Source organism: Escherichia albertii NBRC 107761 = DSM 17582 (genome assembly GCF_000759775.1).
Taxonomy (GTDB): Bacteria; Pseudomonadota; Gammaproteobacteria; order Enterobacterales; family Enterobacteriaceae; genus Escherichia; species Escherichia albertii.
Map to the genome: position 1 here is coordinate 1 of NZ_BBMY01000076.1, position 23443 is coordinate 23443.

General features: G+C 49.1%; 23 protein-coding genes. 13 read left to right on the forward strand and 10 right to left on the reverse strand.

Annotated elements, in window-relative coordinates; all coding sequences use genetic code 11:
* Positions 1-21 precede the first annotated feature (21 nt).
* The 5 genes from trpE to trpA are packed head-to-tail and all read left to right on the forward strand — an operon-like array spanning position 22 to position 6552.
* Entirely contained in the window at positions 22-1584 is a 1563-nt protein-coding gene (trpE, locus tag EA14781_RS13865; protein WP_001194560.1) for an anthranilate synthase component I, read from the forward strand.
* Positions 1584-3179 carry a bifunctional anthranilate synthase glutamate amidotransferase component TrpG/anthranilate phosphoribosyltransferase TrpD gene (trpD, locus tag EA14781_RS13870; protein WP_000763529.1) on the forward strand — a complete coding sequence of 532 codons (1596 nt, stop codon included), beginning with the start codon at positions 1584-1586 and terminating at the stop codon, positions 3177-3179. The genes trpE and trpD overlap by 1 nt, the downstream gene beginning before the upstream one ends.
* On the forward strand, positions 3180-4541 hold the full coding sequence (gene trpCF, locus EA14781_RS13875; protein ID WP_000983880.1) for a bifunctional indole-3-glycerol-phosphate synthase TrpC/phosphoribosylanthranilate isomerase TrpF: 1362 nt from the start codon (positions 3180-3182) through the stop codon (positions 4539-4541).
* A gap of 11 nt (positions 4542-4552) precedes the next feature.
* Positions 4553-5746 carry a tryptophan synthase subunit beta gene (trpB, locus tag EA14781_RS13880; protein ID WP_000209492.1) on the forward strand — a complete coding sequence of 398 codons (1194 nt, stop codon included), beginning with the start codon at positions 4553-4555 and terminating at the stop codon, positions 5744-5746.
* On the forward strand, positions 5746-6552 hold the full coding sequence (gene trpA / locus EA14781_RS13885) for a tryptophan synthase subunit alpha (protein WP_000443102.1): 807 nt from the start codon (positions 5746-5748) through the stop codon (positions 6550-6552). Before trpB ends, trpA begins: the two co-directional genes overlap by 1 nt.
* Positions 6553-6602: 50 nt before the next feature.
* Here trpA and ompW read toward each other — a convergent pair whose 3' ends face one another.
* Positions 6603-7256: an outer membrane protein OmpW gene (gene ompW / locus EA14781_RS13890; RefSeq protein WP_000737212.1), complete on the reverse strand. Its 654-nt coding sequence runs from the start codon at positions 7254-7256 to the stop codon at positions 6603-6605.
* A gap of 282 nt (positions 7257-7538) precedes the next feature.
* Between ompW and EA14781_RS13895 the strand changes: the two genes are divergently transcribed.
* From EA14781_RS13895 to yciA, 4 genes are all read left to right on the forward strand, one after another.
* Positions 7539-7943, forward strand: a complete 405-nt coding sequence (locus tag EA14781_RS13895; protein WP_010332810.1) for a YkgJ family cysteine cluster protein — start codon at positions 7539-7541, stop codon at positions 7941-7943.
* Positions 7944-7970: 27 nt separating this feature from the next.
* Entirely contained in the window at positions 7971-8714 is a 744-nt protein-coding gene (locus EA14781_RS13900; protein ID WP_000028554.1) for a YciC family protein, read from the forward strand.
* Positions 8715-8744: 30 nt separating this feature from the next.
* Positions 8745-9284 carry a septation protein A gene (locus EA14781_RS13905; protein ID WP_000808675.1) on the forward strand — a complete coding sequence of 180 codons (540 nt, stop codon included), beginning with the start codon at positions 8745-8747 and terminating at the stop codon, positions 9282-9284.
* A gap of 104 nt (positions 9285-9388) precedes the next feature.
* On the forward strand, positions 9389-9787 hold the full coding sequence (gene yciA, locus EA14781_RS13910; RefSeq protein WP_000108164.1) for an acyl-CoA thioester hydrolase YciA: 399 nt from the start codon (positions 9389-9391) through the stop codon (positions 9785-9787).
* Positions 9788-9872: 85 nt separating this feature from the next.
* Here yciA and EA14781_RS13915 read toward each other — a convergent pair whose 3' ends face one another.
* Positions 9873-10931, reverse strand: a complete 1059-nt coding sequence (locus tag EA14781_RS13915) for a glycosyltransferase family 9 protein (protein ID WP_000603134.1) — start codon at positions 10929-10931, stop codon at positions 9873-9875.
* A gap of 294 nt (positions 10932-11225) precedes the next feature.
* Positions 11226-11942 (reverse strand): TonB system transport protein TonB, encoded by a 717-nt coding sequence (gene tonB, locus EA14781_RS13920; RefSeq protein WP_002462094.1) that lies wholly within the window; start codon positions 11940-11942, stop codon positions 11226-11228.
* A gap of 223 nt (positions 11943-12165) precedes the next feature.
* On the opposite strand from tonB, the gene EA14781_RS13925 reads away from it, so the two are divergent.
* Both EA14781_RS13925 and kch read left to right on the forward strand, forming a co-directional pair.
* On the forward strand, positions 12166-12462 hold the full coding sequence (locus EA14781_RS13925; protein WP_000967596.1) for a YciI family protein: 297 nt from the start codon (positions 12166-12168) through the stop codon (positions 12460-12462).
* A gap of 308 nt (positions 12463-12770) precedes the next feature.
* On the forward strand, positions 12771-14024 hold the full coding sequence (kch, locus tag EA14781_RS13930; RefSeq protein WP_000020075.1) for a voltage-gated potassium channel protein: 1254 nt from the start codon (positions 12771-12773) through the stop codon (positions 14022-14024).
* Positions 14025-14078: 54 nt separating this feature from the next.
* On the opposite strand, the gene EA14781_RS24895 is transcribed toward kch, so the two are convergent.
* Positions 14079-14252 carry a YciY family protein gene (locus EA14781_RS24895; RefSeq protein WP_123057730.1) on the reverse strand — a complete coding sequence of 58 codons (174 nt, stop codon included), beginning with the start codon at positions 14250-14252 and terminating at the stop codon, positions 14079-14081.
* A 142-nt stretch (positions 14253-14394) separates the two neighbouring features.
* Between EA14781_RS24895 and cls the strand changes: the two genes are divergently transcribed.
* Together cls and EA14781_RS13945 are read left to right on the forward strand one after the other, a co-directional pair.
* Positions 14395-15855 (forward strand): cardiolipin synthase, encoded by a 1461-nt coding sequence (gene cls / locus EA14781_RS13940; RefSeq protein WP_000214524.1) that lies wholly within the window; start codon positions 14395-14397, stop codon positions 15853-15855.
* A gap of 34 nt (positions 15856-15889) precedes the next feature.
* Complete coding sequence (locus EA14781_RS13945; RefSeq protein ID WP_000366956.1) at positions 15890-16219, forward strand: HI1450 family dsDNA-mimic protein; 330 nt, start codon at positions 15890-15892, stop codon at positions 16217-16219.
* 51 nt (positions 16220-16270) lie between these two features.
* Here EA14781_RS13945 and EA14781_RS13950 read toward each other — a convergent pair whose 3' ends face one another.
* From EA14781_RS13950 to oppA, 6 genes are all read right to left on the reverse strand, one after another.
* On the reverse strand, positions 16271-17113 hold the full coding sequence (locus EA14781_RS13950; protein WP_000807278.1) for a potassium channel family protein: 843 nt from the start codon (positions 17111-17113) through the stop codon (positions 16271-16273).
* Between the two features lie 52 nt (positions 17114-17165).
* On the reverse strand, positions 17166-18170 hold the full coding sequence (gene oppF / locus EA14781_RS13955; RefSeq protein ID WP_000127844.1) for a murein tripeptide/oligopeptide ABC transporter ATP-binding protein OppF: 1005 nt from the start codon (positions 18168-18170) through the stop codon (positions 17166-17168).
* Positions 18167-19180, reverse strand: a complete 1014-nt coding sequence (gene oppD, locus EA14781_RS13960) for a murein tripeptide/oligopeptide ABC transporter ATP-binding protein OppD (RefSeq protein WP_000110973.1) — start codon at positions 19178-19180, stop codon at positions 18167-18169. The genes oppF and oppD overlap by 4 nt, the downstream gene beginning before the upstream one ends.
* An 11-nt stretch (positions 19181-19191) precedes the next feature.
* Positions 19192-20100, reverse strand: a complete 909-nt coding sequence (oppC, locus tag EA14781_RS13965; RefSeq protein WP_000979655.1) for an oligopeptide ABC transporter permease OppC — start codon at positions 20098-20100, stop codon at positions 19192-19194.
* A gap of 14 nt (positions 20101-20114) precedes the next feature.
* On the reverse strand, positions 20115-21035 hold the full coding sequence (gene oppB, locus EA14781_RS13970) for an oligopeptide ABC transporter permease OppB (protein WP_000911115.1): 921 nt from the start codon (positions 21033-21035) through the stop codon (positions 20115-20117).
* An 85-nt stretch (positions 21036-21120) separates the two neighbouring features.
* Positions 21121-22752 carry an oligopeptide ABC transporter substrate-binding protein OppA gene (oppA, locus tag EA14781_RS13975; RefSeq protein ID WP_024164790.1) on the reverse strand — a complete coding sequence of 544 codons (1632 nt, stop codon included), beginning with the start codon at positions 22750-22752 and terminating at the stop codon, positions 21121-21123.
* Between the last annotated feature and the right edge of the window lie 691 nt (positions 22753-23443).

Sequence of the window (23443 nt, forward strand, 5' to 3'; positions counted from 1 at the left end):
GAACAAAATTAGAGAATAACAATGCAAACACAAAAACCGACTCTCGAACTGTTAACCTGCGAAGGCGCTTATCACGACAATCCGACCGCGCTTTTTCATCAGTTGTGTGGGGATCGTCCGGCAACGCTGCTGCTGGAGTCCGCAGATATCGACAGCAAAGATGATTTAAAAAGCCTGCTGCTGGCAGACAGTGCGCTGCGCATTACAGCATTAGGTGACACCGTCACAATTAAAGCTCTCACCCCAAATGGCGCGACTTTGCTGACATTGCTGGATAAGGCTCTGCCTGCGGGCGTGGAAAATGAACAATTACCAAATTGCCGCGTGCTGCGCTTCCCCCCTGTCAGTCCACTGCTGGATGAAGACGCCCGCTTATGCTCCCTTTCGGTTTTTGACGCTTTTCGCTTGTTGCAGGATCTGCTGAATGTACCGAAGGAAGAACGGGAAGCGATGTTCTTCGGTGGCCTGTTCTCTTATGATCTGGTGGCAGGATTTGAAGATTTGCCGCAACTGACAGTGGAAAATAACTGCCCTGATTTCTGTTTTTATCTCGCTGAAACGCTGATGGTAATTGACCATCAGAAGAAAAGCACCCGCATTCAGGCCAGCCTGTTTAGTCAAAATGAAGAAGAAAAACAGCGTCTCACAGCACGCCTTGCAGAACTTCGTCAACAACTGACCGAAGCCGCGCCACCGCTGCCGGTGGTTTCCGTGCCGCATATGCGTTGTGAATGTAATCAGAGTGATGAAGAGTTTGGTGGCGTGGTGCGTTCGCTGCAAAAAGCGATTCGCGCCGGAGAAATTTTCCAGGTCGTACCATCTCGCCGTTTCTCGCTGCCCTGCCCGTCACCGCTGGCGGCCTATTACGTGCTGAAAAAGAGTAATCCCAGCCCGTACATGTTTTTTATGCAGGATAATGATTTCACCCTGTTTGGCGCGTCGCCGGAAAGCTCGCTCAAGTATGATGCCACCAGCCGCCAGATTGAGATCTACCCGATTGCCGGAACACGCCCACGCGGTCGGCGCGCCGATGGTTCACTGGACAGAGACCTCGACAGCCGCATCGAACTGGAAATGCGTACCGATCATAAAGAGCTTTCTGAACATCTGATGCTGGTGGATCTCGCCCGTAATGATCTGGCACGCATTTGCACTCCGGGCAGCCGCTACGTCGCCGATCTCACTAAAGTTGACCGTTACTCCTATGTCATGCACCTCGTCTCTCGCGTGGTCGGCGAACTGCGTCACGATCTCGACGCCCTGCACGCTTACCGCGCCTGTATGAATATGGGCACGTTAAGCGGTGCGCCAAAAGTACGCGCCATGCAGTTAATTGCCGAAGCGGAAGGTTGTCGACGCGGCAGCTACGGCGGCGCAGTAGGTTATTTCACCGCGCACGGCGATCTCGACACCTGCATTGTGATCCGCTCGGCGCTGGTGGAAAACGGTATCGCCACCGTGCAGGCCGGTGCAGGCGTGGTCCTTGATTCTGTTCCGCAGTCGGAAGCCGACGAAACCCGTAATAAAGCCCGCGCTGTACTGCGCGCTATCGCCACCGCGCATCATGCACAGGAGACTTTCTGATGGCTGACATTCTGCTGCTCGATAATATCGACTCTTTTACTTATAACCTGGCAGATCAGTTGCGCAGCAATGGTCATAACGTGGTGATTTACCGCAACCATATTCCGGCGCAGACCTTAATTGAGCGCCTGGCGACGATGAGCAATCCGGTGCTGATGCTTTCTCCTGGCCCCGGTGTGCCGAGCGAAGCGGGTTGTATGCCGGAACTCCTCACCCGCCTGCGCGGCAAGCTGCCAATTATTGGCATTTGCCTCGGTCATCAGGCGATTGTCGAAGCTTACGGGGGCTATGTCGGTCAGGCGGGCGAAATTCTTCACGGAAAAGCGTCCAGCATTGAACATGACGGTCAGGCGATGTTTGCCGGATTAACTAACCCACTGCCGGTTGCGCGTTATCACTCGTTAGTTGGCAGTAACATTCCGGCAGGTTTAACCATTAACGCCCATTTTAATGGCATGGTGATGGCGGTACGTCATGATGCGGATCGCGTTTGCGGTTTCCAGTTCCATCCAGAATCTATCCTCACTACCCAGGGCGCTCGCCTGCTGGAGCAAACACTGGCGTGGGCGCAACAGAAACTGGAGCCCACCAATACACTGCAACCAATACTGGAAAAACTGTATCAGGCGCAGACGCTTAGCCAGCAGGAAAGCCACCAGCTATTTTCAGCGGTGGTGCGTGGCGAGCTGAAGCCCGAACAACTGGCGGCGGCGCTGGTCAGTATGAAAATCCGTGGCGAACACCCGAATGAAATCGCCGGAGCAGCGACTGCCCTGCTGGAAAACGCCGCACCATTCCCGCGCCCTGATTATCTTTTTGCCGATATCGTCGGTACTGGCGGTGACGGCAGCAACAGTATCAACATTTCCACCGCCAGCGCATTTGTCGCTGCGGCTTGCGGCCTGAAAGTAGCTAAGCACGGCAACCGCAGCGTCTCCAGTAAATCCGGCTCGTCAGATCTGCTGGCGGCGTTTGGCATTAACCTGAATATGAATGCCGATAAATCGCGCCAGGCGCTCGACGAATTAGGCGTCTGCTTTCTCTTTGCGCCGAAGTATCACACCGGATTCCGCCACGCGATGCCGGTTCGTCAACAACTGAAAACCCGAACGCTATTCAACGTACTGGGGCCATTGATTAATCCGGCACATCCACCGCTGGCGTTAATTGGTGTTTATAGCCCGGAGCTGGTGCTGCCGATTGCCGAAACGCTGCGCGTACTGGGGTATCAACGTGCGGCGGTTGTGCATAGCGGTGGAATGGATGAAGTTTCCTTACACGCGCCGACGATTGTTGCCGAACTGCATAATGGGGAAATCAAAAGTTATCAACTGACTGCTGAAGATTTTGGCCTGACGCCCTACCACCAGGAACAACTGGCAGGCGGTACACCGGAAGAAAACCGTGACATTTTAACACGCTTGTTACAAGGTAAAGGCGACGCCGCCCATGAGGCAGCCGTCGCGGCGAATGTCGCCATGTTAATGCGCCTGCATGGCCATGAAGATCTGCAAGCCAATGCGCAAACCGTTCTTGAAGTGCTGCGCAGTGGTTCCGCTTACGACAGAGTCACCGCACTGGCGGCACGAGGGTAAATGATGCAAACCGTTTTAGCGAAAATCGTCGCAGACAAGGCGATTTGGGTAGAAGCCCGCAAACAGCAACAACCGCTGACCAGTTTCCAGAATGAGGTGCAGCCGAGCTCGCGACATTTTTATGATGCGCTACAGGGTGCGCGCACGGCGTTTATTCTGGAATGCAAGAAAGCGTCGCCGTCAAAAGGCGTGATCCGTGATGATTTCGATCCGGCACGCATTGCCGCCATTTATAAACATTACGCTTCGGCAATTTCGGTGCTGACTGATGAGAAATATTTCCAGGGGAGCTTTGATTTCCTCCCCATCGTCAGCCAAATCGCCCCGCAGCCGATTTTATGTAAAGACTTCATTATCGACCCTTACCAGATCTATCTGGCGCGCTATTACCAGGCCGATGCCTGCTTATTAATGCTGTCGATTCTGGACGACGAACAATATCGCCAGCTTGCTGCTGTCGCCCACAGTCTGGAGATGGGCGTGCTGACCGAAGTCAGTAATGAAGAGGAGCTGGAACGCGCCATTGCGTTGGGGGCCAAAGTTGTCGGCATCAACAACCGCGATCTGCGTGATTTGTCGATTGATCACAACCGTACCCGCGAGCTTGCGCCGAAACTGGGGCGCAACGTGACGGTTATCAGCGAATCAGGCATCAATACTTACGCCCAGGTACGTGAGTTAAGCCACTTCGCTAACGGCTTTTTAATTGGTTCGGCGCTGATGGCCCATGACGATTTAAACGCCGCCGTGCGTCGGGTGTTGCTGGGTGAGAATAAAGTATGTGGCCTGACGCGTGGGCAAGATGCTAAAGCAGCTTATGACGCTGGCGCGATTTACGGTGGGTTGATTTTCGTTGCAACATCACCGCGTTGCATCAGCGTCGAACAGGCGCAGGAAGTGATGACTGCGGCACCGTTGCAATACGTTGGCGTGTTCCGCAACCACAATATTGCCGATGTGGTAAACAAAGTTAACGCGTTGTCGCTGGCAGCAGTACAACTGCATGGCAGTGAAGATCAGCAATATATCGACGCACTGCGTGACGCACTGCCTGAAAGCGTTGCCATCTGGAAAGCATTAAGCGTCGGTGAAACCCTGCCCGCACGCAATTTTCAGCACATTGATAAATATGTTTTCGATAACGGCCAGGGGGGAAGCGGGCAACGTTTCGACTGGTCACTGTTAAACGGTCAATCGCTCGGCAACGTTCTGCTGGCGGGTGGCCTGGGCGCAGATAACTGCGTGGAAGCAGCACAAACCGGCTGCGCCGGGCTTGATTTTAATTCTGCTGTAGAGTCGCAACCTGGCATCAAAGACGCACGTCTTTTGGCCTCGGTTTTCCAGACGCTGCGCGCATATTAAGGAAAGGAACAATGACAACATTACTTAACCCGTATTTTGGCGAGTTTGGCGGTATGTACGTGCCACAAATCCTGATGCCTGCTCTGCGCCAGCTGGAAGACGCTTTTGTCAGCGCGCAAAAAGATCCCGAATTTCAGGCCCAGTTCAACGATCTGCTGAAAAACTATGCCGGACGTCCAACCGCGCTGACCAAATGCCAGAACATTACGGCTGGCACTAACACCACGCTATACCTGAAACGTGAAGATTTGCTACACGGCGGCGCGCATAAAACCAACCAGGTGCTGGGACAGGCATTGCTGGCGAAGCGGATGGGTAAAACCGAAATCATCGCCGAAACCGGTGCCGGTCAGCATGGCGTAGCCTCAGCACTTGCCAGCGCCCTGCTCGGCCTGAAATGCCGTATTTATATGGGTGCTAAAGACGTTGAACGCCAGTCTCCCAACGTTTTTCGTATGCGCTTAATGGGGGCGGAAGTGATCCCGGTGCATAGCGGTTCCGCAACGCTGAAAGATGCCTGTAACGAGGCGCTGCGCGACTGGTCCGGCAGTTACGAAACCGCGCACTATATGCTGGGCACCGCAGCTGGCCCTCACCCTTACCCGACCATTGTGCGTGAGTTTCAGCGGATGATTGGCGAAGAAACGAAAGCGCAGATTCTGGAAAGGGAAGGTCGCCTGCCGGATGCTGTTATCGCCTGTGTTGGCGGCGGTTCGAATGCTATCGGCATGTTTGCTGATTTCATCAACGAAACCGAAGTCGGGCTGATTGGCGTAGAGCCAGGCGGTCACGGCATCGAAACTGGCGAGCACGGTGCACCGCTAAAATATGGTCGCGTGGGCATCTATTTCGGTATGAAAGCGCCGATGATGCAGACTGAAGACGGGCAAATTGAAGAGTCTTACTCGATTTCTGCCGGGCTGGATTTCCCGTCCGTTGGTCCACAACATGCGTATCTCAACAGCATCGGCCGTGCTGATTACGTGTCGATTACCGATGATGAAGCCCTGGAAGCCTTCAAAACGCTGTGCCTGCACGAAGGGATTATCCCAGCGCTGGAATCCTCCCATGCCCTGGCCCATGCACTGAAAATGATGCGCGAAAACCCGGAAAAAGAGCAACTGCTGGTAGTTAACCTTTCCGGTCGCGGCGATAAAGACATCTTCACCGTTCACGATATTTTGAAAGCACGAGGGGAAATCTGATGGAACGCTATGAAACTCTGTTTGCCCAGTTGAAGAAGCGCAAAGAAGGCGCATTTGTCCCTTTCGTCACCCTCGGCGATCCGGGCGTTGAGCTGTCACTGAAAATTATAGATGCATTGATTGAAGCCGGTGCTGACGCGCTGGAGTTGGGCATTCCCTTCTCTGATCCGCTGGCCGATGGTCCAACCATTCAAAACGCCACATTGCGTGCTTTTGCGGCGGGTGTGACCCCGGCACAATGTTTTGAAATGCTGACACTGATTCGCCAAAAGCATCCAGCTATCCCCATCGGCCTGTTGATGTACGCTAATCTGGTGTTTAACAAAGGTATTGATGAGTTTTATGCCCAGTGCGAGAAAGTCGGCATCGATTCGGTGCTGGTTGCCGATGTGCCCGTAGAAGAGTCTGCGCCCTTCCGTCAGGCCGCATTGCGCCATAACGTCGCCCCTATCTTTATCTGCCCGCCGAATGCCGATGACGATTTACTGCGCCAGATAGCCTCTTATGGTCGCGGTTACACCTATTTGTTGTCGCGTGCGGGCGTGACCGGAGCTGAAAACCGCGCGGCGTTACCGCTCAACCATCTGGTCACGAAACTGAAAGAGTACAACGCTGCGCCTCCATTGCAGGGATTTGGTATTTCCACCCCGGAACAGGTTAAAGCAGCGATTGATGCGGGTACAGCAGGCGCGATTTCTGGTTCTGCGATTGTGAAAATCATCGAGCAGAATCTGAACCAGCCAGAAAAAATGCTAACCGAACTGAAAACCTTTGTACGCCCCATGAAAGAAGCCACGCGCGGTTAATATGGGACAAACCGCCAGAAAATATCTGGCGGTTTGTTAATGACAAAAAGTTAGAACCGATACCCCGCAGAGAACATAAATACCCACGGATCGAGGCGGACATTGTCAGAATAATGCCCGGCTGGCAGCACTGCGCCGTTGGATTTATATTTCACGTCGGTATCAATATCCATGTACCAGACCGACATATTCAGCAGCCAGTCACGATTAATCAGGTAGTCCACGCCCACCTGTCCCGCCATTCCCCAGGAGTCTTTCAGACTAAGGTCAGATAATCCAAGACTTTTACCGGTGTCATTGAAGCCATTATCAAAGAAGGTGGTGTAGTTAATACCGGCCCCGACGTAAGGACGGAATTTACTGCTGGAATCGCCAAAATACCATTGTGCCATCAATGTCGGTGGTAAATGATGAACTGTTGCAATATCCCCGGTTGTGGCTGTGCCAACCTTATGGCGGAACGGCGATGCCGCCAGTAGTTCAACACCAATGTTATCGGTCGCCATATAAGTGAAGGTCAGGCCCAGTTGGGTGTTATTAGTCACACTAAATCCCCCCAGGCTTCCCAGTGTTCCCCCCGCACCTTCCGTTGGACGTACTGTCGCCGAACCTGCACGAATGAAAAACTCGCCTGCTTCATGCGCAAAGGCATTGCCAGAGAGAAGAGTTGTTACTGCCAAAGCCGCCACTGTTAACTTTTTCATATCCGCTCCGTCGTTATGGTTATAAAAACGTGACGAATATACCTACATTGGGGTAACAAATGATCCTACACAGATCACATTGCATTCGCTAAAACACTCTTTTTTGATCTGGATTAATTTATAAGTTGTATTGGAAATCCTGGTTAATCCGACTCAGGTCAATTTTAATATATTTACGCAACGAAAATATTCTCCCCACAACCTCTTGCCCTTGAGCGACGAGCTGGTTAATTTATTTTCCTACGTGATTACTTGATACGTTTTCTTGTTACAGGTGAATTCATGAGCGATCTCAATCCGTGCATGACATGCGGAGCCTGTTGTGCTTTTTTTCGTGTCTCTTTTTACTGGGCAGAAGGCGAAGACGCTGGCGGTTGTGTTCCCGTCAAACTCACAGAGCAAGTCAACCCGTTTCTACGTTGTATGGCAGGAACGAATCAAAAATCTTGCCGCTGTATTGCCCTCAAAGGCACGCCTGGAGAATCGGTGAGTTGCAGTATTTATGCAAACAGGCCTTCAACGTGCCGGGAATTTGGCGTATCTGGCGAAGCGGGAGAAATCAATGAAGCCTGCAATCGTGCCCGCGCCCACTACGGATTACCTCCGCTTTACAAAGATATGCTTTTCCATACAAGGCCCGATGCTGCCACTGAGGACTTAACCAGGGTACAATTGCCCGCTAATTAACACCTGCATAAAACTCAAGGAGAGTGCATGTCTATCACGGCGCAGTCCGTATACCGTGACACCGGAAATTTCTTCCGTAATCAATTTATGACCATTTTGTTGGTATCGTTGCTATGTGCGTTTATCACAGTGGTGTTAGGGCATGTTTTCTCACCCAGTGACGCACAGCTTGCGCAACTCAATGACGGCGTGCCCGTCAGCGGCAGTAGCGGGCTGTTCGATCTGGTACAAAATATGTCCCCCGAGCAGCAGCAAATTTTGCTCCGCGCGTCAGCCGCTTCTACTTTTTCAGGATTAATCGGTAACGCCATTCTCGCGGGAGGCATATTATTAATTATTCAACTCGTTTCTGCGGGCCACCGGGTTAGCGCATTACGCGCTATTGGCGCAAGTGCTCCGGTATTACCGAAGTTATTCTTGTTGATCTTCCTGACGACGCTAATTGTACAAATTGGCATCATGCTGGTGGTCATTCCTGGTATTATCATGGCTATCTTGCTGGCGCTGGCGCCAGTGATGCTGGTACAGGACAAAATGAGCGTCTTTACTTCCATGCGCAGTAGTATGCGGATGGCATGGGCGAACATGCGTCTGGTGGCGCCAGCGGTAATGAGCTGGTTACTGGCAAAAACGCTATTGCTGCTGTTTGCCTCTTCATTCGCCGCACTAACCCCAGAAATTGGCGCAGTCCTGGCGAACACATTGAGCAACCTGATTTCAGCCGTGTTGCTCATCTATTTGTTCCGCCTGTATATGTTGATTCGCCAATAACCCTGAAGCATTTGATTACGGAATCGTAAAATGAAGCAGTTTCTTGATTTTTTACCGCTGGTTGTCTTCTTCGCGTTCTACAAGATTTACGACATCTATGCGGCAACTGCGGCGCTAATCGTCGCCACGGCGATCGTGCTTATTTATAGCTGGGTTCGCTTTCGTAAGGTTGAAAAGATGGCCTTGATCACCTTTGTTCTGGTGGTCGTCTTCGGTAGCCTGACCCTGTTTTTCCACAACGATGAGTTTATTAAATGGAAGGTGACTGTCATTTACGCCCTGTTTGCCGGTGCGTTGCTGGTAAGTCAATGGGTAATGAAAAAGCCGCTAATTCAACGTATGTTGGGTAAAGAGCTCACTCTGCCGCAGCCGGTATGGTCGAAGCTGAATCTGGCCTGGGCAGTCTTCTTTATTCTTTGCGGCCTGGCGAATATCTACATCGCATTCTGGCTACCGCAAAATATCTGGGTCAATTTTAAAGTATTTGGTCTGACCGCCCTCACCTTAATCTTCACACTGTTAAGCGGTATCTATATTTACCGCCATATGCCACAGGAAGATAAATCATAACCAGCCTGCCAGTCCTTCGGGGCTGGCGCTGCATCCCCTCTGTTCTCCTCAGGAAAATCATAGTAGCATCGCGCCTGTGATTTTCCTTTTTAGTCGGTTTTACCATGTCAACAACACATAACGTCCCCCAGGGCGATCTGGTTTTACGAACTTTAGCTATGCCTGCCGATACCAATGCCAATGGCGATATTTTTGGCGGTTGGTTAATGTCGCAAATGGATATTGGTGGCGCCATTCTGGCAAAAGAAATTGCTCACGGTCGTGTCGTGACTGTACGGGTGGAAGGCATGACCTTCCTGCGCCCTGTGGCAGTCGGTGATGTGGTGTGCTGCTATGCGCGCTGTGTCCAAAAAGGGACGACATCGGTCAGTATCAATATCGAAGTGTGGGTGAAGAAAGTGGCGTCAGAACCTATCGGACAGCGCTACAAAGCGACGGAAGCGTTATTTAAGTATGTCGCCGTAAACTCGGAGGGGAAACCTCGTCCACTCCCGGTTCTGTAATCTCAAAGTTGGACAGCATCTGAGTAAGGTGCTGTCCAGTGGACTCCTTGCTTTTCTATGTTTCAGGTCAGCTCAGCAAACTCAATTACCCGTTGATCCTCGACAGGATACGTCTTAGCGTTGCTTCAAACTCTTTAAGATTGATGCAATCTATATTTCGCCCTACCACAATATTTTCTGCGATGTCCTGCATTGACGGCCAACGCGTCTTATAATCCGCGTAAACGGCAATAGCAGGCGTATTGTAAGCACTGGTCATATGCAGTATTGAGGTATCAGGTGTAATAGCCAGATAAGCATCTTTAATAACCGCCGCGGAACGCATTAGCGAGGGTGACAATGAGAGTCGGAAAACATTACTGCATAGCTCCGTTAATTTTATAGCGCTATCCACACCTTTAGGACCATGCACAATAACAATTGGCATGTCACATTCCTGTTGAATTATTGTAATAAGGTTCTGAGCAACAGAATATGAAAAGGTTCTCGCAGCGATGCTGCCTTCTAAATTTAGCGCGATATAACGCCCTAATACAAAAGTCTCACGGCGGACTTCTGTTAATACCTCTTCGCTTAAAGGAAATTCATATCTTGCCGGGACGCAGGGAAAACCCGCCTCTCTCATTAATGTCGCCCAGGTCATGGGGACCGGTGCTCTCAGAGACTGATCCATTCTGGACGCTATTCGGCACACTGGGGAGTAGCATTTCTGAGACAATCCCACTACCTGAAAATTGACTCTGGCTTTTAATGTGCTGATAAAAATCATCGCCTTAAAGTTTTTTTTGCGCATTGCCTCAATGCAAAGATCTGGCGTACCGTATTGTTCTTTTATTGTTTTTGCGACTTTTTTAATCTCATCGACACTGGCATGATCCTGCATCGTCATACTCATGACGGTGAGTTTTGTTTGATTTAACTCAAGGGCATCGAAAACGGGTTGATTAATTGAGGATGCAACAATTATAAGATGCGCTATCGGATGTTTTTCTAATGCACGTATAAGTGGATAAATAGCCATTGCATCCCCTATTTGATCAGGGATATGAATGACGACAAATTTTATATCATCAGCATGAATATTTTGTGCCTTATAATCATAAATTTTATATATAATATTCCTGAACATCGTTTGCAATATCATTGCGTCATACAATCCTTGTCGATCAAAAGGCTAAATTTTAGCGTAGATTATCAGATTCAGACGCCATCGACGTCATACTTCTATCCGTTGTTTTGTGAGATTAAAAAAAATAGCTAACGACAACGACTACAGATGCTTTTGCGCAACACGAATGCCGGAAGGCTTCGCTCACTGAGGATGCAATTTACAAGTGGCTCCTGCTGCGAAAGAAAGTACGCTTACATGATGGCAAGTCCATTTTTTATACAAACCGGATGAGATCAACGTCCTGACCAGGAGGCCAGAACGTTGTCGCTATTGAATCTCAGTAGTGCCATTGATGCGAAACACAATGTTAACCACTATGCCAGTGCCTGGCTTACCGGGTTCATAACGCCATCTGCGCATCGCATTTTTCACTTCTCGCTCAAACATGTTGGCAGGTTTAGCGGAAAGGATCTGTACGTTATCCACACGACCATCAGGCGTGACATCAAATTTCACTTTGACCTGCCCTTCAATACGTAATGCCTGCGCCCGCGGCGGATACAACGGTTGATTTCGGCTTAATGCACGCGGACCAGATGCCACACTCGTGACTGGTTTGCTGGTTGCAGCCGTCGCCGTACTGCTTGTCGGACGCGCCGGAGCGGTACTTTCAAACGGCGACGCCGGACGAGACTCTGCCGGTTTGGCATCACGTTTTGGCTGTTCCTGCACCTTTTTCACCGGTTTAGGTTTTGGCTTCGGTTTCGGCTTTGGTTTTTCGATAACCACAGGCGCTTCTTTTGGCGGTTCCGGGATGGGTTCCGGTTCGGGTTCTACCACGGGTTCCGGCGGCGGCTGAACGGCTTGCGGTGGTTCAAGATCGGCTGGCGCAACCATGGTGACGGAAATTGGCTGCGCTGGCGCAGGTAATTCAATAACCTGATGTACCGAGGTATAGAGAAGCCCCGCAACAACTGCACCATGAATGCAGACCGAAAGTAATGTCGGCCAGGGGAAGCGGCGAGGTAAATCATCAAAGGTCATTGAAGTCATAATCGTTTCAGTAGAAAAAACAGGCCTCGATTTTAAATGCAAATAGCAATCATATTCAATAAGGCAAGGCGATCAGGATCAGTGAAAACGCAATTTTTGACGTAATTAACCCTACTTTAAGAGTGTGTATAGCAAAGACATCATCTTTCCATTGCAGATTTTCACCCTTTCAAATAACGTACTTTACAACCTTTCCAAACAAGGAGTTGTGCCTGTGTTGTATGTTATTTACGCCCAAGACAAAGCAGATAGTCTCGAAAAACGCCTTTCCGTTCGCCCGGCGCATTTAGCGCGTTTGCAATTACTGCATGATGAAGGTCGTCTGTTGACCGCTGGCCCTATGCCTGCAGTAGATAGCAACGATCCAGGCGCTGCAGGCTTTACTGGCTCAACCGTCATTGCTGAATTTGAGTCGCTGGAAGCGGCGCAAGCCTGGGCAGATGCCGACCCGTACGTTGCGGCTGGAGTATATGAGCAAGTATCGGTAAAACCGTTCAAAAAAGTATTCTGAAAATACTCTCCGGGTTCCAGGGCGTAGTTACAAAACCACGCCCTTGTTTATTCTTTATATGCGCGAATGTGGCTCCCCCCGCAGCAACCAGCAGATAATAACTTTATCTGTATCGCCCTGTATAACGTCGGCATATTCAGGAAAAAAATACATAATGCACGTTCCTGACATGACATCGCCCCGGCAAATCTTTTGATTACAGCAGATAAAGTCATCTACTATGGTTTAACAGATTCACGCATTGCATGTTAGAGCGCATCATGTATGCGTAAAGGTGATTAAACACAATTGCGGTTACAGAGGTATCAGTGAGTCACTGGGCTACATTCAAACAAACAGCGATAAATTTATGGGTGGCCCTGCGGCACGATATTATCGCACTGGCCGTGTTGCTGAACGGCTTGCTTATTTTCAAAACAATTTATGGTATGTCGGTCAATCTGCTTGATGTTTTCCATATTCAGGCATTTTCTGAGCTTGACCTCTCTCTGCTGGCTAATGCACCGTTGTTTATGCTCGGTGTTTTTCTCGTTCTGAACTCGATCGGCTTGTTATTTCGGGCAAAACTGGCGTGGGCGATCAGTATTATTTTATTGCTGATCACACTCATCTACACCCTGCACTTCTATCCCTGGTTGAAGTTCAGTATCGGTTTTTGCATTTTTACGCTGGTGATTTTGCTGGTGCTACGCAAAGATTTCTCTCACAGCAGTGCGGCGGCCGGGACCATTTTTGCCTTTATTAGTTTCACGACGTTATTGTTTTACTCTACCTACGGCGCACTTTATTTAAGTGAGGGTTTTAATCCAAGAATAGAGAGTCTGATGACGGCATTCTATTTTTCAATAGAAACCATGTCGACTGTCGGTTATGGCGATATCGTCCCTGTTTCTGAGACAGCTCGCCTGTTTACTATTTCAGTCATTATTTCCGGCATTACCGTTTTTGCAACTTCCATGACCTCTATTTTTGGTCCGCTTATCCGCGGTGGATTCAACAAACTTGTAAAAGGAAACAATCATACGATGCATCGTAAAGATCATTTTATCGTTTGCGGACATTCGATTCTGGCAATCAACACCATTCTGCAACTGAATCAACGCGGACAAAATGTCACCGTTATCAGTAATTTGCCAGAAGATGATATTAAACAACTTGAACAACGATTGGGCGATAATGCCGATGTTATCCCTGGTGACAGCAATGATAGTTCAGTGTTAAAAAAAGCGGGCATTAATCACTGTCGCGCTATTCTGGCATTAAGCGATAACGATGCCGATAACGCGTTTGTGGTACTGTCTGCAAAAGATATGAGTAGTGATGTCAAAACAGTTCTTGCCGTCAGTGATAGCAAAAACCTGAATAAGATTAAGATGGTGCACCCTGATATTATCCTTTCACCGCAATTGTTTGGCAGCGAAATTCTGGCGCGTATTTTAAATGGCGAAGAGATTAACAATGATATGCTCGTCTCCATGTTGCTTAACTCCGGGCACGGAATATTCAGTGAAAAAGGCGACGATGACAGCAACACAGTGAATAATGCAAATAATCAACAATAGAGAAGAATGAGCGACAGACAATTTTATTGGGCACCAGAAAGGTGCCCGGATCATTCAGATATTGTAGATTGCAAACAATAGCGAGTTACGCTGTTTGTTCAGAATGCACTTCCTGATGCTGTGGATACGCATATTTCGGCGCGACTGCCCCTCAAGCCAACGCGATCTACGTCGGCTAGCCTGACGCTGCATACGCCAGCGTCCCACTTCCGTTCTACTCCGCTTCATGTTAACTACTCTATGCAACAACAGAGTGGTCATTATACCCCCGCCCCCGACGCAGACCAGTGCTTTTCCCGCGTTTTTATTTGCCAGATGAATCCATATGCGTAAACTCATAACAATGCGCTTTCAAAAGGATTTCTAATCTATGACAACCGTTTATACGTTGGTGAGTTGGTTGGCCATTCTGGGATACTGGTTGCTCATTGCAGGCGTAACATTACGCATTCTAATGAAACGACGCGCAGTTCCCTCCGCAATGGCCTGGCTGTTAATCATTTACATTCTGCCGTTGGTCGGGATTATCGCCTATCTTGCCGTTGGTGAACTCCACTTGGGCAAACGCCGTGCCGAACGCGCCAGAGCGATGTGGCCATCCACGGCAAAATGGCTTAACGACCTTAAAGCCTGTAAGCACATTTTCGCCGAAGAAAATAGCAGTGTCGCCGGTCCATTATTTAAACTGTGCGAACGCCGTCAGGGGATCGCGGGTGTAAAGGGCAACCAATTACAGCTGATGACCGAGTCTGATGATGTGATGCAGGCGCTCATCCGCGACATTCAACTCGCGCGCCATAATATTGAGATGGTGTTCTATATTTGGCAGCCCGGCGGCATGGCGGATCAGGTGGCCGAATCCTTGATGGCCGCCGCACGACGCGGCATTCATTGTCGACTCATGCTCGACTCCGCCGGTAGTGTGGCTTTCTTTCGCAGTCCATGGCCTGAGCTAATGCGTAATGCAGGTATCGAAGTGGTCGAGGCTTTAAAAGTTAATCTGATGCGCGTATTTTTACGCCGCATGGACCTGCGCCAGCACCGCAAGATGATCATGATCGATAACTACATCGCCTATACCGGTAGCATGAATATGGTCGATCCGCGCTTCTTCAAACAGGATGCCGGCGTAGGACAATGGATCGACCTGATGGCGCGCATGGAAGGCCCTATCGCTACTGCGATGGGGATTATTTACTCTTGCGACTGGGAGATTGAGACAGGGAAACGTATTCTACCGCCACCACCAGATGTCAATATTATGCCGTTTGAGCAGGTCAGCGGTCATACGATTCATACCATCGCTTCCGGCCCGGGCTTCCCGGAAGACCTGATTCACCAGGCATTGCTGACTGCCGCCTATTCGGCGCGTGAATACTTAATCATGACAACCCCCTACTTCGTTCCCAGCGATGACTTGCTTCATGCGATTTGCACAGCCGCGCAACGTGGAGTGGATGTCAGTATCATCCTGCCGCGCAAAAATGACTCAATGTTGGTCGGCTGGGCAAGTCGCGCGTTCTTTACTGAACTGCTGGCCGCAGGGGTTAAAATTTACCAGTTTGAAGGTGGGTTATTGCATACCAAAAGCGTGTTGGTCGATGGCGAGTTAAGTCTGGTCGGCACCGTTAACCTTGATATGCGCAGCCTGTGGTTAAACTTTGAAATCACGCTGGCGATCGACGATAAAGGTTTTGGCGCCGATCTGGCCGCCGTTCAGGACGATTATATTTCACGCTCACGTTTACTCGATGCGCGGTTGTGGGTAAAACGACCACTCTGGCAGCGCGTTGCCGAACGACTGTTTTACTTCTTCAGCCCGTTGCTGTAAAACGTGCCCAACAGATGTTAAACAGGTAGTGACTATGGATATGGACTTAAATAATCGCCTGACTGAAGATGAAACGCTTGAGCAGGCCTACGATATTTTTCTCGAGCTGGCCGCAGATAATCTCGATCCGGCAGATATTCTGCTGTTCAATCTTCAGTTTGAGGAACGCGGCGGTGCAGAGTTGTTTGATCCGGCGGAAGACTGGCAAGAGCATGTTGATTTTGACCTGAATCCAGATTTTTTTGCTGAAGTGGTCATTGGTCTGGCGGACAGTGAAGATGGCGAAATTAACAATATTTTCGCCCGCATTCTGTTGTGTCGCGAAAAAGATCACAAACTCTGTCATATCATCTGGCGAAAGTAATCTTTGCTTACGGATGGTGGCGTTATCGACACCATCCGGCTTTCCTGGTCTTTATTTTTCCGTCATCAGTGAATTTCCGCATATCCGACAATATCTGGCGTCCAGCGCATGATGCTGCGTATTGCACTTTGAACAACGTCGTTGCTTCTTACTCTGTTCCAGTTCGCTGGTTAACTGGGCGGCAATAATGCCGGTTGGAATAGCAATCACAGAGTAACCAATCAAAATTAACATCGATGCCACTATCCGGCCCGCATCGGTATGCGGCGTAATATCGCCATATCCCACCGTAGTGACCGTCACAATAGCCCAGTAAACAGATGTGCCAAGTGAGTTAAACCCGTTTGTCGCACCTTCAACGGCATACATTAATGTGCCGGCGACAATCAGAACAATAGCAATGAAAGAATAAAACAGAATCAACTGGTGTCGGGCGTTATATATTGCCACCCACAAGCTGTTTAATACGGGCATAAAACGTAAAAGCCTCAGGATACGCAACGCACGTATCGCGCGCATTGCACGCCAGGCGAACAAATAATTAGCGCCAATTTCCGGCCAAAGCCATAGAACATACAACGGAAGAATAGTAGCCAGATCGATAAATCCCCAAAAACTGAAAATATACCGTACTGGAGCTGGAAAACTAAAAACACGCAGAAAATACTCGACAGTAAAAACGAAAGTGAAGAATAGTTCTGACCAGACATAAATATGCCATTTTTCATAGGGTAAAGGATTCTGCATTCCTGTCCCCGATTCGATAAACACCACGCCAACACTAAGCAGTGCAAGAAGCCCAAAAACAATCTCGCTGCGTCGTCCGCTTGTTGTGTGCTGATCAAAAAGAAAATGGTAAACCCGCTGCCGATAGCCTGCAATGAACTCTGCCACTGATACCCTCCCTGGTAAAAAAAGGCCAGCAACATGCCGGCCTGTCGGTGTATTACAACGGGTCAACTTTCAGACACGAGACGGCATGTCTGAAGCTTCCCTCCAGCACCGGACGCGTTTTGGCACATTCCGGTCCGGCAATCGGGCAACGGGTGCGGAACACACATCCAGATGGCGGATTAATTGGCGAGGGTAATTCCCCTTCCAGCAACTGGATAGTTTTGTTCTTTTCCAGATCCGGGTCAGGGATCGGCACTGCCGACATCAACGCTTTGGTGTAGGGATGCAGAGGATTGTGGTAAACCTCATCATACGTCCCCAGCTCCACCGCATGGCCGAGATACATGACCAGTACACGATCGGAAATATGTTTTACCACTGCCAGATCGTGGGCAATAAAGATCAGCGACAGCCCCATTTCACGCTGCAATTGCTGTAGCAAATTCACCACTTGCGCCTGAATCGAAACATCCAGCGCCGAAACGGGTTCATCGCAAATAATCAGTTTTGGTTCAAGAATAAGTGCACGTGCGATACCGATACGCTGACATTGACCGCCGGAAAATTCATGTGGATAGCGGTTTATCAGGTTGGGTAACAAACCGACTTTCATCATCATCGCCTTCACGCGATCGCGGACTTCCTGGCCCGACATTTTGGGATGATAAGTACGCAACGGTTCTGCGATGATTTCACCAATGGTCATACGTGGGTTCAGCGACGCCAACGGGTCCTGGAAAATCATCTGGATATCGCTGCGAACGGCTCGCCATTCATCAGGCTTCATCCCCAACAGCTCTTTACCTAACCACGCAACACGACCATCGGTGGCTTTAACCAGACCGATAATAGCGCGAGCAAAGGTGGATTTACCGCAACCGGATTCCCCTACGACGCCTAATGTTTCCCCTTCATACAGCCGAAGCGTCACGCCATCGACTGCTTTCAGCGTTTTCGCCGGTTGCCAGAACCATTGTTTGCCATCTTTAATTTCAAAGTGCACTTTCAGGTCGGCGATTTCGAGGAGGACTTTTCGTCCTTCAGTAACAGCAGTCATAACAGTTCCTCCACCGATTTAAAGCAGGCACGCAGACGGCCAGGAGTGAACTCTTCCAGCGCCGGCGCACTATTACAAATTTCCATCGCATGCGGACAACGCGGCTGGAACGGGCATCCTTTTGGTAAACGAAGCAGGTTTGGCGGATTACCCGGAATGGTCAACATCGTTTCACCTTCCGCATCAAGACGCGGTACGGCATTAAGCAAACCGATAGAATAAGGGTGAACGGGCTGATAAAAGACATCACGAGCGTTGCCATATTCCATCGTTCGCCCGGCGTACATCACCAGTACTTTGTCACAGATACCCGCCACCACGCCCAGATCGTGGGTGATCATAATGATGGCAGTATTAAATTCCCGTTTCAGTTCGTTCAACAGGGTCATGATCTGTGCCTGTACGGTCACATCCAGCGCAGTTGTCGGCTCATCGGCAATCAGCAATTTAGGTCGACATAACAGCGCCATCGCAATCATTACACGCTGACGCATACCACCAGAAAATTCGTGGGGGAACATCTTCATACGTTTACGCGCTTCTGGCATTTTCACCGCATCAAGCATTCGTACCGACTCTTCAAACGCTTCAGCCTTACTCATACTCTTATGCAGCATCAGCACTTCCATCAACTGCTCGCCGACGCGCATATAAGGGTTTAACGAGGTCATCGGGTCCTGAAAAATCATTGAGATTTGTTCAGCCCGCAGTTTGTTGAGCTCACGTTCAGGCAAATTGAGGATCTCGCGACCATTAAAAGTTGCTGACCCCCCTATCCGCCCGTTAGCGGCTAACAGCCCCATTAAGGCAAATGCAGTTTGCGATTTCCCTGAACCTGACTCTCCGACGATCCCCAGCGTTTCTCCGGCGCGCAGAGAAAAATTCAAATCATTGACTGCCGTTACGTCACCATCCGGCGTACTAAAAGTGACGCGTAAATCTTTCACGTTCAGCAGTGCATCAGTCTGTTGCTGTGCGAGCGGTACAGTTACCGTTTCAATTACGCTCATAGCTGCACTCCTTAGCGATCTTTCGGGTCGAGGGCATCACGCAAGCCATCGCCGATAAAGTTGAAACAAAACAGCGTCACTACAAGGAAACCCGCCGGAAACAGCAGCAACCATGGCGAGACTTCCATCGAATTCGCGCCATCGCTAAGCAATGCGCCCCAGCTACTTAACGGCTCCTGTGTGCCCAATCCAAGGAAGCTAAGAAATGATTCAAAGAGAATCATGCTTGGCACCAGCAGCGATGCGTAAACCACCACGACGCCGAGCACGTTAGGGACAATGTGACGAATGACGATACCACTGGTAGATACACCGCCGACCTGCGCCGCTTCGATAAATTCCTTACGTTTCAGACTAAGTGTCTGCCCGCGTACAATACGCGCCATATCAAGCCAGGAAACCATGCCAATAGCCACGAAGATCAACAGAATGTTTTGACCAAAGAATGTAACCAGCAGAATGACGAAGAACATGAACGGGAAAGAGTTCAGGATCTCCAGCAAACGCATCATCACTGAGTCCACCTTGCCGCCAAGATAACCAGAAAGTGAACCATAAAGCGTACCGACGACCACTGCCACCAGCGCTGCAGCAACACCGACCATTAATGAGATACGACCACCGATTGCTACGCGTACCAGCAGATCGCGGCCAGAAGAGTCAGTACCAAAATAGTGACCGGACTCTATATCCGGGGCGCTGGACATCATCGCCCAGTCGGTGTCGTCATAGGCAAACTGTGAAAGCATTGGCGCCAGAATCACAAACAGCGCGATAAGCACCAGCACAATCAGACTGGCGACGGCTGCGCGGTTATGCATAAAACGTCGACGCGCGTCCTGCCATAAACTGCGGCCTTCGACCTCCAGCTTTTCACTGAAATTTTCCAGCGTCTCGCTGTTTTTCTTACTTAACATCATCGCGAGCTCCAGTATCAGTAACGAATTTTCGGGTCGATAACCGCATACAGTACATCGACAATGGCATTGAACAGAATGGTCAACGCCCCAACCAGAATGGTCAGGCTTAAGACCAACGAATAATCACGGTTCAATGCGCCATTAACAAACAACTGCCCGATACCCGGTAGACCATAAATGGTTTCAATCACCATAGAGCCGGTAATAATGCCGACGAATGCGGGTCCCATATAAGAGAGCACGGGCAACAACGCAGGCTTTAATGCATGACGGAAGATAATGCGTCGCATAGGTAAGCCTTTCGCGCGTGCGGTACGAATGAAGTTAGAGTGTAAAACTTCGATCATTGAACCACGGGTAATACGCGCAATACTGGCGATATAAGCCAGTGATAAAGCGACCATCGGCAGGATCATGAATTTCAGCGCCCCGCCGTTCCAGCCACCGCCGGGCAACCAGTGCAAAATGATCGCAAATATCATCACTAATAATGGCGCAACTACAAAACTGGGGATAACCACCCCAGTCATCGCCAGTCCCATGACCGTATAATCCCATTTAGTATTTTGATTTAAAGCGGCAATAACACCTGCGCTAACGCCCAGTACCACCGCAAGGAAAAATGCAGCGGCCCCGAGTTTTGCAGAAACCGGGAAACTGGATGCAACCAGATCATTGACCGAATAATCTTTATATTTAAAAGAAGGGCCAAAATCGCCATGCGCCAGTTGTTTCAGATAACTGAAATACTGCGTCATGATCGGATCATTTAGGTGATATTTCGCTTCAATATTGGCCATCACTTCTGGCGGTAATGTACGTTCTCCGGTAAAAGGACTTCCCGGAGCGAGACGCATCATAAAGAACGAAATAGTAATGAGGATAAATAGCGTCGGAATCGCTTCCAGACAGCGACGTAGAATAAATTTTAACATTGCCCTACCTTCTGGCCTGTGCCTTCTGTAATGCGATAAAAATCAGACACCGTGGAGCAGGACTCTCCTGCCCCACGTATTGCCATTAGTGTTTCACAATGTACATATTTCGGGTGTAGGTGTTATCCAACGGATCTTTACCGGTATAACCACCAACCCACGGTTTCACCAGACGCGCGTTCACATAGTAATAAACAGGAACAATGGCCGAGTCTTTATCCAGTTGTTGTTCTGCTTTCGTGTACAGCGCCGTACGTTGCGCTTCGTCAGTAGCTTTCAACGTTTCCGCCATAATACTGTCAAACGCCGGGCTCTTATAATGCGCGGTATTCATTGAACTGTTAGACAGCATGGTATTCAGGAAGGAAGTCGGTTCGTTATAGTCGGCACACCAGCCAGCACGGGCCACATCAAAAGTTCCCTGGTGACGGGTGTCGAGGAAGGTTTTCCACTCCTGATTAACCAGCTTGACGTTCACGCCAATGTTTTTCTTCCACAGAGAAGAGGCGGCAATAGCCAATTTTTTGTGTAAATCTGATGTGTTATACAGCAGGTTAATCGTTAATGGTTTATCTGCGGTATAACCCGCTTCAGCCAGCAGTTTTTTCGCTTCTTCATTACGTTTTTCCTGGCTCCAGCCAAACCATTCCGGTTGAGTCAATTTTGCGCCATCAGTATATGGCGGGGTGTAACCATAAGCAGGCATATCGCCCTGTGCTTTGACTTTATTAACGATGATATCGCGGTCGATACCCAGTTTCAGTGCGGTACGCACACGCACATCATTAAATGGCGGCTTCTGGTTGTTAATTTCGTAATAGTAGGTGCACAAATACGGATCAACGTGAACTTCGTTGGGGATCTCTTTTTTCAGTTTCTGGAACAGTTCGATCGGCATGTTGTTATAGGTCATGTCGATTTCGCCGCTACGGTAGCGGTTAACATCGGTAACTTCAGAAGCAATCGGTAAATAGGTCACCTGGTTAATTACCGTTTTCGCATTGTTCCAGTAAGTCGGGCTGCGCTCAAGAACGATACGTTCGTTAACAACCCAATCTTTTAATGTATAGGCGCCGTTGGTGACGATATTGCCAGGTTGAGTCCATTTTCCGCCATATTTCTCAATAGCGGCTTTTGGCACCGGAGACGTTGATGGGTGAACAAGCAACTTATAGAAGTACGGAACCGGTTCACTTAAGGTGACTTCTAATGTGTGGTCATCGACAGCTTTTACGCCGAGATCGGTAATTGGTTTTTTCCCTTCAAGAATGTCATCGATATTGGCGATGTGACCATATTGCAGGTAGCTTGCGTAGGGAGACGCCGTATTTGGATCAACAGAACGTTGCCAGCTATATACAAAGTCTTGTGCTGTAACTGGCGTACCATCGGACCATTTCGCATCTTTGCGTAGATGGAACGTCCAGACTTTAGCATCCTTATTATCCCAGGATTCTGCAACGCCTGGCGCCGGGTGACCATCGAGATCGCTTACCAGCAAACCTTCAAACAAGTCACGGCTAATATTTGATTCCGGTACACCTTCAATTTTGTGCGGATCCAACGACTGCACTTCAGAACCGTTGTTGCGCACCAGAGTTTGTTTTTCCGCCAGCGTTACACCTGCGGGTACATCAGCCGCCAGTGCGACATTCTCTGCCATAAGCGCAGCCATAACGCCTGCCGCCACTAAACTTCTCTTGGTAATGTTGGTCATTGTTTTTTGGACTCCCTCATTATAATTACTGGCTTTTACCAGCATGTGTAATCCCGAATTGGGATCCCTGTACAGACTCGGAGACTTTCGCTGCCAGGTTGTTTTATTGTTACAGATTGCTATCACCGACTTTATTTATTCTGGTGATTCAGATGATCACCTTATGTCGATTCTTACGCGCCTCCCCTGTCGAGACGCATTATTTTTTCAACGACCTTTATTGTTAATTATTCTCATTAACAATAAATTGTCGCCAGATGATTGGCCGAAAATTACCAAAAGCACATCTTGCTCGCCAATACATTTTACAAATTTGTTAAGCATTTCTCTTTTTTGATAGAACCAGAATCTATACGCGCAGGAGAATCTTAGTAAAAACTCTTTTGAATCAGCACACTATGAACTCAACAAGTCGTGGTGTTTTCTCTGGTTACTACCCTGACAGAAAAATACACAATAATTTAACAATTAATTATTGTTTAGTACTTTCCTCTGCCAACGACAATGGAATTACTAATATCATTTCAATTATTCTTCAGCAAGCCCAAGATTATGATGTGTTGAAAATAACATGATGACGAAAGTCATCAGGTAAGGATAGTCTTATAACTATATGTAAAACAGGAAAAATTTAGTTATCCATTCCTTTTGTTTTCGATAAAAAATTCACGTAAAAGTAAAAATAATGACG

What these genes read in the sequence shown, in the direction of transcription:
- trpE (WP_001194560.1), top strand. Translation starts at nt 22, where the DNA reads ATGCAAACACAAAAACCGACTCTCGAACTGTTAACCTGCGAAGGCGCT.
- trpD (WP_000763529.1), top strand. Translation starts at nt 1,584, where the DNA reads ATGGCTGACATTCTGCTGCTCGATAATATCGACTCTTTTACTTATAAC.
- trpCF (WP_000983880.1), top strand. Translation starts at nt 3,180, where the DNA reads ATGATGCAAACCGTTTTAGCGAAAATCGTCGCAGACAAGGCGATTTGG.
- trpB (WP_000209492.1), top strand. Translation starts at nt 4,553, where the DNA reads ATGACAACATTACTTAACCCGTATTTTGGCGAGTTTGGCGGTATGTAC.
- trpA (WP_000443102.1), top strand. Translation starts at nt 5,746, where the DNA reads ATGGAACGCTATGAAACTCTGTTTGCCCAGTTGAAGAAGCGCAAAGAA.
- ompW (WP_000737212.1), bottom strand. Translation starts at nt 7,256, where the DNA reads ATGAAAAAGTTAACAGTGGCGGCTTTGGCAGTAACAACTCTTCTCTCT.
- EA14781_RS13895 (WP_010332810.1), top strand. Translation starts at nt 7,539, where the DNA reads ATGAGCGATCTCAATCCGTGCATGACATGCGGAGCCTGTTGTGCTTTT.
- EA14781_RS13900 (WP_000028554.1), top strand. Translation starts at nt 7,971, where the DNA reads ATGTCTATCACGGCGCAGTCCGTATACCGTGACACCGGAAATTTCTTC.
- EA14781_RS13905 (WP_000808675.1), top strand. Translation starts at nt 8,745, where the DNA reads ATGAAGCAGTTTCTTGATTTTTTACCGCTGGTTGTCTTCTTCGCGTTC.
- yciA (WP_000108164.1), top strand. Translation starts at nt 9,389, where the DNA reads ATGTCAACAACACATAACGTCCCCCAGGGCGATCTGGTTTTACGAACT.
- EA14781_RS13915 (WP_000603134.1), bottom strand. Translation starts at nt 10,931, where the DNA reads ATGATATTGCAAACGATGTTCAGGAATATTATATATAAAATTTATGAT.
- tonB (WP_002462094.1), bottom strand. Translation starts at nt 11,942, where the DNA reads ATGACCTTTGATGATTTACCTCGCCGCTTCCCCTGGCCGACATTACTT.
- EA14781_RS24895 (WP_123057730.1), bottom strand. Translation starts at nt 14,252, where the DNA reads ATGAAGCGGAGTAGAACGGAAGTGGGACGCTGGCGTATGCAGCGTCAG.
- cls (WP_000214524.1), top strand. Translation starts at nt 14,395, where the DNA reads ATGACAACCGTTTATACGTTGGTGAGTTGGTTGGCCATTCTGGGATAC.
- EA14781_RS13945 (WP_000366956.1), top strand. Translation starts at nt 15,890, where the DNA reads ATGGATATGGACTTAAATAATCGCCTGACTGAAGATGAAACGCTTGAG.
- oppF (WP_000127844.1), bottom strand. Translation starts at nt 18,170, where the DNA reads ATGACTGCTGTTACTGAAGGACGAAAAGTCCTCCTCGAAATCGCCGAC.
- oppD (WP_000110973.1), bottom strand. Translation starts at nt 19,180, where the DNA reads ATGAGCGTAATTGAAACGGTAACTGTACCGCTCGCACAGCAACAGACT.
- oppC (WP_000979655.1), bottom strand. Translation starts at nt 20,100, where the DNA reads ATGATGTTAAGTAAGAAAAACAGCGAGACGCTGGAAAATTTCAGTGAA.
- oppB (WP_000911115.1), bottom strand. Translation starts at nt 21,035, where the DNA reads ATGTTAAAATTTATTCTACGTCGCTGTCTGGAAGCGATTCCGACGCTA.
- oppA (WP_024164790.1), bottom strand. Translation starts at nt 22,752, where the DNA reads ATGACCAACATTACCAAGAGAAGTTTAGTGGCGGCAGGCGTTATGGCT.